This is a genomic window from Pollutimonas sp. M17, from assembly GCF_025836975.1.
Lineage (GTDB): Bacteria > Pseudomonadota > Gammaproteobacteria > Burkholderiales > Burkholderiaceae_B.
The window spans coordinates 3,326,471-3,339,115 of record NZ_CP107548.1; the positions used below are offsets into that span (position 1 = coordinate 3,326,471).

Here is a 12,645-nt window from a genome sequence, read left to right on the forward strand (position 1 = left end):
CGTGCCAGCCAGCCCCAACACGCAAGGCAAGCTTCTCTCCGGCCTTGCCTTCGCAGTGAAGGACAACATCGATGTCAAGGGCTGGACTACCGGTTGCGGCAATCCCGAGTGGGCCCGTCGCCAGAAAGTGAGCGATAGAAACGCAGTGGCGGTCACTCGCCTGTTGGAAGAAGAGGCCGTTTTTCGCGGCAAAACAATTACCGATGAGTTCGCCTGGAGCGCTGCGGGAGACAATCCCCACTACGGAGCGCCAATCAATCCCGCCGCCCCCCAGCGCCTGGTCGGTGGCTCATCCTGCGGCTCCGCCTCGGTGGTGGCACAAGGATTCGCCGACTTCGCACTGGGCACGGACACAGGGGGCTCGGTTCGCATTCCAGCCGCCTTTACCGGGCTATTTGGAATGCGGCCCACGCACGGCGCCATACCGATGGAAGGCGTCATGCCTCTGGCTCCAAGCATGGACACGGTGGGCTTCATGGCCCGCGATGCGCGCCTGCTTCGGGCAATCGGCCGCACACTATTGCCAGTCCGGCCTGCATGGGCCTACTCGCGGCTGCTCATCGCCGAGGATGCCTTTGGCAAGATATCGGTCCGGCACAGGGAAGCGCTGGAACCGCAGGTGGCATTTCTAGCCAGGAACGCTGCCAGAACGGAACAGCTACCACTGTTCCCGGGCGCTCAAGGCATGCGGGATGCCGCAGCGGTGTTTCGCGTCTACCAAGCGGCGGAAATCAGGGACTGTTTGGTACCAATGCTGCGCGGGATGGATCCCTTTCTGGGTGCAAGCCTTGGTAAGCGCATTGCGTATGCCCGCTCCATCACCAAGGGCGAGGCACAAGCGGCACGCAAGCATATTGAAGCGTTGGCGATCCGGCTGCTGCACCATGTCGGGCCAGACACGGTGGTTGTGTTGCCTACGACACATGATGTAGCCCCTTTGAGAACGTCCGCCGAGGCGAGCTTGATCGAGCACCGCCAGAGCCTGATCGAATTGAACTGCGCCGCCAGCATTGCGGGAATGCCGCAAATCACCCTTCCAGCGGCCAGGCTCGACCATGCCCCATTCGGGCTTTCTATCATGGGGCCGCCCGGATCCGACCTTACATTACTGAACCTGGCATGTAGCTTGCAGGAGGCGGATACCGAACGGTTGTTTGCTAAAATGGAAGGGTATGTGACCAGCGATCCTGAACATACACCCGGGCATGCCGGAACGCATGCCGGTTTTCCCTACGGATGGATATAAGTGTCTGCAAAAAAAAATAACGATCACAGCGGGAATGGCTTATTCAACCAATCGCTTGAAAAGGGCCTGGCCATTCTCTTGGCATTCAGTCCCGACATGCGCACCATGAATCTGTCGGACATAGCCAAGGCAACAGGCATTAGCCGCAGCGCCGCACAACGTTTCACTTACACCCTCGAGGCATTGGGCTACCTGCAGAAGCACCCGGTCAACAAGCGGTATTCCTTGCGCGTCTCAACGCTGGCATTGGGGTATCGCTATCTGCTGGTCAACCAGAACGTAGAGCGCGCAAACCCTTTCCTGCTCGACCTGAACCTTACCTGTGGAGAGACCGTCAATTATTCAGAGCCCGACTGCAGCGATATGGTCTATGTCGGACGCTTTCCCACCAGTAGAAGGACCCCGGTCCACATGCCATTGGGCCGCCGGCTGCCCATGTATTGCACCTCCGCGGGCAGGGCTTACCTGTCCCGCCTGCCCGTTCAGCAACGCAAGGAAATACTGGAGGCGTCGGAACGGGTGCCCTATACCCACACGACCGTCACCGACATCGACCAGCTTCTCGAGTTGTGCAACGAAGCTGCCGAGTCGGGCTATGCATATGCCAATGGCGAATACTATGCCGGCGACATGAACGTCAGCGCGGCGGTGCTCGACACCAGCGGCGTACCGATAGGAGTGGTTTCGATATCGGCTCCCGAAACGCGCTGGAGCCTTTCCGATCTGCGGCGCCAGCTGGCTCCTCTGGTCATTGAAACGGCCCGGCTGATATCGGTCCGGGATCCCAGCCCGGCCGAGCTGGAACCCTTCGCCATCGGTGCGGGCAAAGCGCCGCCATCAGTAAGCTAGTTGCCGCTGCCGCCTGCTGCGTTCGCTGAAAGATGCGAGGCGTACAGCGTAGCCGCAGCTTCCTTGCTGATTTTTCCGTTACGGACATCTGCCTCCAGCAACTCTTGCTGACGCAACCCCGGATCGCCATAGCCTCCGCCGCCCGCCGTCTTGATCAGTATGCGGTCGCCCTTGAACAAGGTAGTCACCAGCTTGGAGGGAACGATCTCTTTCGCTCCCGTCGCACGCGCAATGATGGTTTCCGCCAACGCGCCCGACGAACCTCCGTTCGCCCCCGAGGCAGCGCAATAATGCCGCTCTCCCCGATGGGTAAAGCTGATCTCGCCTTCCAGTATCTCGTATTCGCGCACGATGCCCAAACCGCCACGTTGCTGGCCCGCACCGCCCGAGTCGATCTGCAGCGCGGATTGATGCACGCGGATCGGAGCATCCGACTCCAGCGCCTCGACCGGCAAATTCATGCAGTTCGTCGCGTCGGTTTCGATGACATCGACTCCATCGCCATCATGGCCCGCTCCACTACCGCCCGCGATCAGCTCTCCAACCACGAACGCCTTGCCGTCCGGTGTGTGCCCACCGAAGGAAAGCAGCAACATTTCTCCCGCCGCGTCGGCGCCAATGGCTTCAGGCACAACTTGCCGAAGCGCCCCAAGGATGACTCCTGTTACACGTTTGATGGTAGCCGTCCTTGCATTTACCGGCGCCGGCTCCAATGGATTCACAATGCTGCCCGAAGGCAGGTGCAGGGAGACAGGCCTGAAGCAGCCGCCGTTGGTGGGGATGTCGGCGCCAGTTATGACCCGGCTTGCAAAGTAGGCCGCCGCCATGGACCCCGAAGGCACCACGTTGAACGGCCCGCGGACTTGTGGGCTGGATCCGGTGAAATCGCAATGGAACCGGCCGTCCTTGATGGTAACGGCCACCTCTATCCTGATCCGCTTGTCGAGTTCTATGCCGTCATTATCATTATGATCGACGTAATGATAGGTTCCTTCCGGCATGGCCAGAAGCGCATCGCGCGTCATGCGCTCCGACCGGTCCAGCAGGTCGCTGAATATCCTGCGGAGCAGGCCGGCACTGAACTTTTCCGACAAGTCCTTCAGGCGATTAAGACCGATGGTGCATGCTGATATCTGTGCATGGATGTCGCCGATGAACACATCCGGTATGCGGCTGTTCAAGCGCATGATCTTTACGATGCTCTCGTTCATTTCAGACCCGCTGCGCAACTTCAACGGGGGAAGCCTCAACCCTTCCTGGAATACCTCGGTGGCATTGGTCGGCACCGATCCAGCGGTCATTCCGCCGATGTCCTGATGGTGTGTCATCGAGCCGCTGAAGGCAACAAGCTCGCCTTGGCAGAAGATCGGCATCACAATACCGATATCGGGCAGATGTGTTCCCCCAAGATAGGGGTCGTTCATCATGTAGACATCGCCATCGCGCATGGTATCCAGGGGAAACTCCTGAATGATTCTTTTAACGACGGGTATCAGCGTGGCCAGGTGTATGGGAATCGCGACAGCCTGGGCAAGCGTTTCCCCATCGACGGTAAACAGGCTGGCCGACGCGTCCAGGCCTTCGCGCACGATAGGAGAGAAGGATGAATGGAACAAGGTCATCTGCATCTCATTGGCGATGCCCTCAAGCTTGTTGCGTACAACCTCTACAGTTATGGGATCCAGTTGCTGTGTCATGAGACCGCCCTATTACACTTCGGTTTTGGTAAGGATGATGTTTCCGCTTTCCTGCACGTGCGCGCTCCAGCCCGGGTAGACTATCGTGGTTGAGTCGGGCTGCTCCAGGATGGCCGGCCCTTCGAACACCGCGCCTGCCGGAAGGTCATGCCGGGCGAAAACCTTGGCCGCCATGGGCTCTCCATGGCCTATGACCGAGATCTCGCGCACACCCTTCGCCGGATCAGGGCCGCCCTTCATGGATGCGGGCCCCATATCGCCGGTCTCGGGCTCCAGTCTATGGATCGCACGCAGGTTCACGATTTTCTCCGCCGTTCCGGGGCTATGGCCGAAAACCCGTTTATAGGCTTGCGTGAAACCCTCGCGCAGCTGCAGCAGTGTGTCCACCCGAAGCTCGAATGGCACCTCTATGTGATGAGCCTGTCCTATATAGCAGACGTCGGCAAAGTACTGGACCGTTACGCGGTCCACGTCCTTGGTTTCGCGCGACATCAAGGTCGAGCACTGGGCGTCCAGCTCGGCAATGGCTTTCTGGATATCGGCAAGATTCGCGGAAGCCAATGGCGTGGGGAACGCCATTGATACCTCGTGCTCGACCGGCGCCATCAACATGCCCAATGCCGAAAGGACGCCGGGATGCTGGGGCAGAAGTATCCGGGAGGTACCCAGCTCGGCCGCCAAGGCGCATATATGTATCCCACCGCTGCCGCCCAAGGGCATCAGGGTGAACTCGCGGGCATCGAAGCCCTGCCTTATGGAGACCAGCCGGATCCCTTCCACCATCTGGGCGGCCACGACTCGGTGTATGCCCAGCGCCGCATCGCGGACGGAGATTCCCAATGGCTCGGCGACCTTCTCGGCAATAACCGAATGCGCCAGTTCGGGTTTCAGCTGGAACCGGCCGCCGGCAAAGTAGTTCGGATCGATATAGCCCAGGACGATGGACGCATCAGCCACAGTGGGCTCGGTTCCTCCCTGGCCATAGCACGCCGGACCGGGCACGGAGCCTGCGGACCGTGGACCAACCCGCAACCCGCCTGCCCCGTCTATCCAGGCCATGCTTCCCCCGCCGGCGCCGATGGCGTTTACATCCACCATGGGAACCCGCACCTGGTATCCCGCAACCAATCCCTGGGAGCGGATCAAGGGCTCCCCCGCGCGGATCAACGCGATATCCGAGCTTGTGCCGCCTATATCGACGCTGATGATGCTGTCGATGTTTTCCATTGTCCCCATGCGCTGTGCGCCGATCACCCCCGCCGCCGGCCCCGAAAGGAACAGCCTGACCGGGCGCTGCCGTGCGATGCCAGCCAGCGAAATGCCGCCCCGCGACTGCATGATCTGCAACTTGGCGGCAACGCCGCCCTGCGCCAATCCGGATTCCAGATCCGATAGATAGGTGTTCACCACAGGCTTGATGTAGGCGTCCAATGTCGTGACGACAGTGCGCTCGTACTCGCGGAAGGTAGGATCCACTTCAGACGATATCGAGACGTCAAGACCCGGATAGGTTTCCCTGATCAGTTCTGCCGCCCTGCGCTCATGCACCGGATTAAGAAAAGAGAACAGGAAGCAAATGGCTATGCTTTCCACACCCTTGTCGACCAAAGATGCCACTGCCTCCGTCAGCGCGGCCTCATCCAATTCAGTCACGACCTGGCCGCTTGCGGAGATGCGCTCGGGAACCTCGGCACGAAACTCGCCCGGCGCGAGGAAAGAAGGAACCTCCGGCTGGAGCCTGACAGAGTAGACGGAGGTTCTCATCTGGCGTCCCAGCTCCAGGATATCCTTGAATCCTTTGGTGGCGATCAGCCCGGTGCGCGGGCCGCGGCGCTCGATAACCGCGTTGGTGGCAACGGTGGTCCCGTGAATGAAGCGCCGTATACCTTCAGGAGTCACCCCCCATTCCTGACATAGGGATCCGATCGCATTCAATACCGCCTGGCTGGGATCGGGCCGCGATGTAGGAACCTTGGCCACATGTAGCGGCTTGCCGCCCTCCCTGCATACGATATCGGTAAACGTTCCGCCGATATCCACTCCAATTTCTATCATTCTGATTTTCCTCTAAACAGACATATGATCTGGGTTACATGGCACTGGGCAAGTAGGTGGCAAGCTGCGGATAGACGGTGATCAAGGCCAGCACCGTCAACAGAAGAATGATGTAGGGTATGGAGCCACGTGCAAGCTCGCCCATCGTGGTGTCCTTGCCTGCTATTCCCTTCAATATGAACAGCACGAAGCCCGCGGGAGGGGTGATCTGACCGACTTCACACAGGATCACGATCACGACCGCAAACCACACTGGATCATGTCCCAACGCGAGTATCAAAGGGAAGGTGAACGGAAGTGTCGTGACCAGCATTTCCGTTGCGCCGATGAACATCCCGAAAATGAAGTAGAAGACATATATGGCAATCAAGAGCATCCAGGGCGACATCTGAAGATCCTGGACATATGCGACAATTTCACGGGGCAGTCCCACCACCGCGAGCGCCATTGAAAAAATCATCGCGCCCATCATGACGAAGCCAATGGATGCACACGTGACGCTGGTCCCCAGCAAGGCCCGGCCGAGGCGCTTCAGCGTGCAGGCCTTGTACATCAATCCGATGATCACAGACGCCAGGACACCCAAGGCGGCGGACTCTGTTACCGTCGCCAGTCCAAAATAGATCGTTCCCATCACGCAGCCGATCAGCGCGATCACGGGCAGCAGATTGACCAGTGCCGGCAACGTCTCACGCAAGGGCAGTACTTCGCCGGCAGAGGGGGTGTATTCAGGCCGGAATTTGGCCTGGATCATGACATATGCCAGAAATAGCGAGACTGCAATGACGGCTGGAATGACGGCTGCCACGAAGCTCGCTCCTACCGAGACGTTGGTAAGGGAGGCATAGATGATGATGGGAATGCTGGGCGGAATAAGGATGCCTAAAGTTCCCGATCCGGCCAGGCTGCCCAGCAAGGCGGTCCGGTTGTATCCTTTCGCCCGCAATTCCGGATAGGCGGCGGACCCCACCGTCGCTGCCGTGGCCATGCTCGAACCGCTGGTAGCGCCAAACAGAGAGCACAGCACGACATTCGACAGCAGCAGCTTTCCAGGTAGACGCTCGAACAAAGGAGTCAGTGCGCGATAGACGCGAATGCTCAGCTCGAACTGCACCAACAGTTCACCCAGCAAGATGAATAGCGGCAAGGCCACCAAAGGGAAGCTGTACAGCATGTTCCAGATGGCGACGGTGGCGATCTGAAAGGAATTCGTTCCTCCACCAAAGAAATACAGAATGATAAGACCGGCAATCCCAAGACCGACTCCCATCCAGAGCCCGCCCGCCATGATGATCAACAGATAAGTAGTAGCTAGTGTCGACATGCTTTCCCCTTGTTCAAGCTTCGTTGTCAACGCGGGTGGAAAAGAATATTTCCTCGCACAACTGATACACGACGACGACGGCAAGCCATGCCGTGCTCGCCACCATCACGGCTCGCCAAGGAGGCTCGTAAATATATGCGGTTTCACTGTGCGCATTAAGTTGATAGCCCAATACCAGGAAATCGAAGGTCAACTGGGCTAGAAGACCAAGAAACAAGAGCGTCGTCAGGTGCACAAGCACAGACATCAAGATCCGCAAGCCGGGACTCAGCAGGGGAAGCAGGGCCGAGATGGCAATGTGCCTTCCTTTAAGCGCCGCATAAGGCAAACCCAGGAAAACGCAGGAAACCAGCAGAAAGCTGGATAGCTCCTCCGTGACGGAAAGCGCGCTTCCCACGAAGTACCGCATGACTGTGGAATAGCCGATGAGCAGCGGCATCGCGGCAATTGCCACTGCGCTCAATATCGCCATGCCAAAACTGACGGCATGCACTATGCGCCGAACTTCATTCATGAGCTTGTCTCCTGTTGTTTTTTGATCTTTCTTCGCTGCTATTGCGACGATATTGCAGCTGTTGATGGAGTATGCCATACTATCGATTATCGATGCAAGCAAATTGAATATCGATACAATAATATTTATGGAGACAAGTCTGTGTCGCTACCCAAGCACAAAAAAGGTGCGCTTTGATGACAGCACCGAATCACATTTCAGCCCACTGCCGCGATGCGGATTTCCCGGCACACGCTGCTTCCGTGTGGGCGGATACGCCGCCCCGCACCATGGAAGGCGAGGCTCCTGCTTCGCTCCGCGGCACTCAGAACGCCGACGTCGTCATCATTGGAGGCGGGTTCACCGGCCTCAATGCCGCCGCCGAGGCGTTGCGGCTCGGCTTGTCTTGCATAGTGCTGGAAGCGCGGCGCGTCGGTTGGGGCGCAAGCGGCCGCAATGGGGGAATGGCCGTACTCCGTTACAAGTCATCCTGGAGCGAGATGGCCGCGAAGTTCGGCAACGCGGCTACAAAACAGCTCTACGGTTATATCCACGAAGCGGTGGACAGCCTGGAACAAAACGTCGACTCGTTCGGCATAGACTGCGAGTTCTCCCGCTATGGGCATCTGACGGCGGCATACCATGTTCGTGCGATGCAGCGGCTTGAAGCTGACGCCGACTGGCTGAAAAGCCAAATCGGTGACACCCGGATAAAGCTCATCGGCAAACAGGAAACTGCCGAACTGATCGGAAGCCAACTTTATGCTGGCGCCTACTTCGATCCCCGCTCAGCGGGCCTGCATCCACTCAACTATTGCAAGGGCCTGAAAGCCGCGTTAGAAAAAAGGGGAGTGATTTTTTTTGAAGGGACGGCGGCTGATGACATCGTGGTGGAACAGGCGGGCGTCGTGGTTACCGCAGCCCAAGGCGAAGTACGCGCCCGGCATGCGCTCATATGTACCAATGCATACACGGACGGGCTTCCCATTGCCTCGGACATTGAACGCCGTATCCTGCCGATTACCGTTGCCGTCGTGGCAACCGCACCGCTGCCACCGGCGCTGCGCTCAACCATCCTGCCGCAAAACCACCTCGTCACAGACACCAAAAACCTGCTTAATTATTACCGCCTTGTCGATGGCGGGAGACTGCTTTTCGGAGGCCGCGGCGAACCTGCATACCAGGACCACCCAAAGAATCATCAACGCCTGCGTGACGAAATGATCCATGTTTTTCCGAACCTCGCCGACATTGGGATCGATTACCGATGGACGGGCGTCGTCGGAATAACGCGAGACAATTTTCCCCACAGCGGCGCCATAGGAGATCGCGTTTTCTACGCAATTGGCTATGGCGGACGAGGTGTGGCACTGACGCATTTACTGGGTAAGCACCTTGCCCGCCGAATTACCGGAGACACAAGCTCACTGGGCGCCATGACGGAAGGGGCCTTCAAACCGATCCCCTTCAAAGGATTGCGCTTGCCGTTGCTAAAAGCTGGGACGGCGTACTACAAGCTCAAGGACAAACTGGAAGCACTTTAATCACTAGGAGGAAAAAAGATGGCTACCGTAACGACTGATGACGGCATAAAGATCGACTACGAATTTGATGATTTCACGAACCCATGGGACGATGAGGCCGAGACCATAGGCTTGCTTCATGGCTCCACCCTGAACAAGAAGTTCTATGCCCCGATGGTCCCGTATCTGGGACGCAAGTTCAGGGTGCTGCGATGGGATCAACGCGGACGAGGCGCATCCACAGCCCCGCCGCCCGGATCGACGCTGTCCGGCGCGCCTGTCGACGATGGCGTAACGGTGGTGCAGCGTTATGCCCGGGACGCCCTATGCCTCATGGATCATCTGGGCATCAAGAAGATCCATTGGGTCGGTGATTCCAGCGGCGGCATTACCGGCGCCAATTTCGCCCTGATGTTTCCCGAGCGCGTTCATACATTGACCTGCATACAGGCCCCGCTGGTCAAGATACCCGCCGACTTCGAGAAGGCCTGGGCGGCCGGGGAAAAGGATCCGGCCACGGCAATAGAAAAATACGGAATGGCTGACTATTACGAGCGAATAGGAACTACTTGGGTTACGGATCCCAAGAAAGGGAATGAGCGTTTCCAAGCCTGGCAGAAGGAAGAGCGAAAGAAAATCGCCACGCATTCCTATATTGGGCACTGGAAATGGCAGTCCCTGGCCGATCTGACAGAGCAGCTGCCTGGAATGAAAGTCCCGGTACAGCTGCTCAGCAGCGATCGCAGCGGCATCTGCCCAGTCGAGCAGCAGGAACGCATACGCGACCTCATCCCCGATTGCGAGCTCAAGATCTATTCCGACTATGGACATGGCATCGCATTCCTTGAACCCGAGCGGATTGCTGCCGACGTCATGGACTTCATTGCCCGCAAGCGGTAGGTAAGCGGCCACATGACAGGAAGGCGGCATGGTGATGCCGCCTTTTTCCAACTTTTCTTCGGAAATCCTAAACAATGCTCGATTACTGCGTCATCGGCGGCGGTATCGTAGGGCTGGCAACCGCGATCGAATTGCAGCAAATGCACCCCGCGTCCAAGATCATGCTTCTGGAAAAGGAAGTGGGCGTCGCGGCCCATCAGACGGGACATAACTCCGGCGTCATTCATGCGGGCATCTACTACCCCGTAGGAAGCCTCAAGGCTCGGCTATGCCGCGACGGCGAGATCGCCACCAAGGAATTCTGCTCCGCCAACGGTGTCCCTTTCAACACTATAGGGAAACTGGTCGTAGCCACCTCCCGGGCCGAGATGGAGCGCCTGGATGCCTTGGCGCGGAACGCCAGTGCCAATGGCATTCCGGCGTCCTTGCTGACTAGGTCCGAGCTCTTGAAACGGGAGCCCATGATCACCGGCCTGGCGGCGCTGCACGTGCCGGCATCCGGCATCGTCGACTACAAACATGTCGCCCAGGCCATGCAGGCCCGGTTCGAGCAGCTTGGCGGTGTAACCGCCTTGGGCGTTCATGTGGATGGCATCAACGAAGACGAACACTATGTCAGCGTGCAGGCCGGCCAGCGCAAATGGCGCAGCAGGCAGCTCGTTGTATGCGCTGGACTTCAGGCCGATCGCATGGCTGCGCTGAGCGGCGTCGAGATCGACTTCCAGATAATCCCATTTAAAGGAGAGTACTACAGCATTGCGCCCGCAAAACGGAATATCGTGCGGCACATGATTTATCCGGTTGCCGATCCCGCCCTGCCTTTTCTAGGCGTACACCTGACACCCACGATGGATGGCTCGCTTCTGGCCGGACCCAATGCAGTGCTCAGCCTGGCCCGCGAAAACTACCAACGTTTCGGCGCCAGTGGCAAAGACGTATCCGAATACTTGAGATTTCCGGGCTTCTGGAAAGTAATCCATGAAAATTTGCGCTCTGGGGCAGGCGAGCTCTATCGCTCTTTATCCAAGGCGGCCTACCTGAAGAGTTGCCAGAAATATTGCCCAAGCTTGACGGAGTCCGACCTGGGCGAATATCGCAGCGGCATCCGCGCCCAAGCGGTCACTCGTTCGGGAAAACTCGTCCATGACTTCCTGTTTCATCAGACTGCGCGCACACTTCATGTCTGCAACGCGCCCTCGCCCGCCGCCACGTCGGCCATACCCATTGCAAGAATGATCGTCGAACGGCTCATGAACGTATCTTGAGCGTTCATGCCCTGAGCATAATTCCATGGCCACGAACGCGTCATGGCGTCGCCCCGTATAATCAGGGTTTACCCTGAGGGACGCCGAGTTCAGCATGGCTGATTCACCCAAGACAAACAAACCCCACTCTCCCGGCTGGGTCCTCTTCGCCCTGGCCGTGGGGGCATTCGCCATCGGGACGACAGAGTTCGCCACCATGAGCCTGCTGCCCTACTTCGCCCAGGATCTGGGCGTGGACGCGCCCACCGCCGGGCATGTCATCAGCGCCTACGCGCTGGGCGTGGTTGTCGGGGCGCCGGTCATCACGGTGCTGGGCGCGCGCGTTCCTCGGCGCACGATGCTGATCTGGCTCATGGCCATGTTCGCCCTGTTCAACGGCCTGTGCGCTTTCGCGCCCAGCTACGGCTGGATGCTGGTCCTGCGTTTCCTTAGCGGCCTGCCCCACGGCGCCTACTTCGGTATCGGGGCTTTGGTGGCGGTGTCGCTCGTGCCGCTGAACAAACGCAACCAGGCCGTCGGGCGGATGTTTCTTGGGCTTACGGTGGCCACGATCATCGGCGTCCCGTTGGCCAACTGGCTGGGGCAGTCGGTGGGCTGGCGATGGGGATTCGCCCTGGTCGCCTTTACCAGCCTGCTGACGGTGATCCTGATTGCTCTACTGAGCCCCAATGCGCCCGCGGCGCCTGGTTCCAGTCCGCTGCGCGAACTGGGCGCGCTCAAGCAAGGCCAGGTCTGGCTGACTCTGGCTGTGGGGGCCATCGGCTTCGGAGGCCTTTTCGCCGTGTACACCTACCTGGCCGACACGCTGATGCAGGTCACAATGGCAAGCCCCGAAACCGTGCCCATCGTGCTGGGCGTATTTGGATTGGGCATGACGGCGGGCAACATTGTGGTGCCCAAGCTCGCGGATCACGCGCTCATGCCCACCATAGGCGGCGTGTTGGTCTGGAGCGCCTGCACCACGGCCCTCTTCAGCGTGACGGCTCCCAGCTTGTGGGGTGTTTCCATCACCGTCTTTCTGATCGGTATAGGCGGCGCGCTCGGCACTATCCTCCAGACGCGCTTGATGGACATCGCCCGCAACGCGCAAGGCCTGGCCGCGGCGCTGAATCACTCGGCGTTCAACTTTGCCAATGCTCTGGGCCCCTTGCTGGGCGGCATGGCCATTGCACGCGGTTACGGATGGGCCTCTACGGGATGGGTCGGATCCCTGCTGGCGCTGGGGGGGTTGCTGTTGTTGTTTCTGTCGATAGCGCTGGACAGGAAAACGGCGGCCGGCCGTTAGCCGGCGCC

The 12,645-nt window shown here is 58.9% G+C and carries 10 protein-coding genes; 6 read left to right on the forward strand and 4 right to left on the reverse strand.

The window, feature by feature from the left end; genetic code table 11:
• Position 1 precedes the first annotated feature (1 nt).
• Positions 2-1,246, forward strand: a complete 1,245-nt coding sequence (locus OEG81_RS15690; RefSeq protein WP_264130215.1) for an amidase — start codon at positions 2-4, stop codon at positions 1,244-1,246.
• Entirely contained in the window at positions 1,247-2,095 is an 849-nt protein-coding gene (locus OEG81_RS15695) for an IclR family transcriptional regulator (RefSeq protein WP_264130216.1), read from the forward strand.
• On the opposite strand, the gene OEG81_RS15700 is transcribed toward OEG81_RS15695, so the two are convergent.
• The 4 genes from OEG81_RS15700 to OEG81_RS15715 are packed head-to-tail and all read right to left on the reverse strand — an operon-like array spanning position 2,092 to position 7,763.
• A complete protein-coding gene (locus OEG81_RS15700) occupies positions 2,092-3,792 on the reverse strand; it encodes a hydantoinase B/oxoprolinase family protein (RefSeq protein WP_264130217.1) in 1,701 nt (566 codons plus the stop codon). The two genes, OEG81_RS15695 and OEG81_RS15700, sit on opposite strands and share 4 nt — an antisense overlap.
• A 12-nt stretch (positions 3,793-3,804) precedes the next feature.
• Positions 3,805-5,847 carry a hydantoinase/oxoprolinase family protein gene (locus OEG81_RS15705; RefSeq protein WP_264130218.1) on the reverse strand — a complete coding sequence of 681 codons (2,043 nt, stop codon included), beginning with the start codon at positions 5,845-5,847 and terminating at the stop codon, positions 3,805-3,807.
• Between the two features lie 34 nt (positions 5,848-5,881).
• Positions 5,882-7,171, reverse strand: coding sequence for a TRAP transporter large permease (locus OEG81_RS15710; RefSeq protein WP_264130219.1), 1,290 nt, complete (start codon positions 7,169-7,171; stop codon positions 5,882-5,884).
• A gap of 13 nt (positions 7,172-7,184) precedes the next feature.
• Positions 7,185-7,763 carry a TRAP transporter small permease gene (locus OEG81_RS15715; protein ID WP_264130220.1) on the reverse strand — a complete coding sequence of 193 codons (579 nt, stop codon included), beginning with the start codon at positions 7,761-7,763 and terminating at the stop codon, positions 7,185-7,187.
• A gap of 98 nt (positions 7,764-7,861) precedes the next feature.
• Here OEG81_RS15715 and OEG81_RS15720 point away from each other — a divergent pair, with 98 nt between their 5' ends.
• The 4 genes from OEG81_RS15720 (at position 7,862) to OEG81_RS15735 (ending at position 12,637) form a co-directional block, all read left to right on the forward strand.
• Positions 7,862-9,208, forward strand: coding sequence for an NAD(P)/FAD-dependent oxidoreductase (locus OEG81_RS15720; protein WP_264130221.1), 1,347 nt, complete (start codon positions 7,862-7,864; stop codon positions 9,206-9,208).
• A gap of 18 nt (positions 9,209-9,226) precedes the next feature.
• Positions 9,227-10,087, forward strand: a complete 861-nt coding sequence (locus tag OEG81_RS15725; protein WP_264130222.1) for an alpha/beta fold hydrolase — start codon at positions 9,227-9,229, stop codon at positions 10,085-10,087.
• Positions 10,088-10,161: 74 nt separating this feature from the next.
• Positions 10,162-11,352, forward strand: a complete 1,191-nt coding sequence (lhgO, locus tag OEG81_RS15730) for an L-2-hydroxyglutarate oxidase (protein ID WP_264130223.1) — start codon at positions 10,162-10,164, stop codon at positions 11,350-11,352.
• A 94-nt stretch (positions 11,353-11,446) separates the two neighbouring features.
• The gene (locus OEG81_RS15735) at positions 11,447-12,637 is read left to right on the forward strand and encodes an MFS transporter (protein WP_264130224.1); all 1,191 of its coding nucleotides are present in this window, start codon (positions 11,447-11,449) and stop codon (positions 12,635-12,637) included.
• Positions 12,638-12,645: the final 8 nt, after the last annotated feature.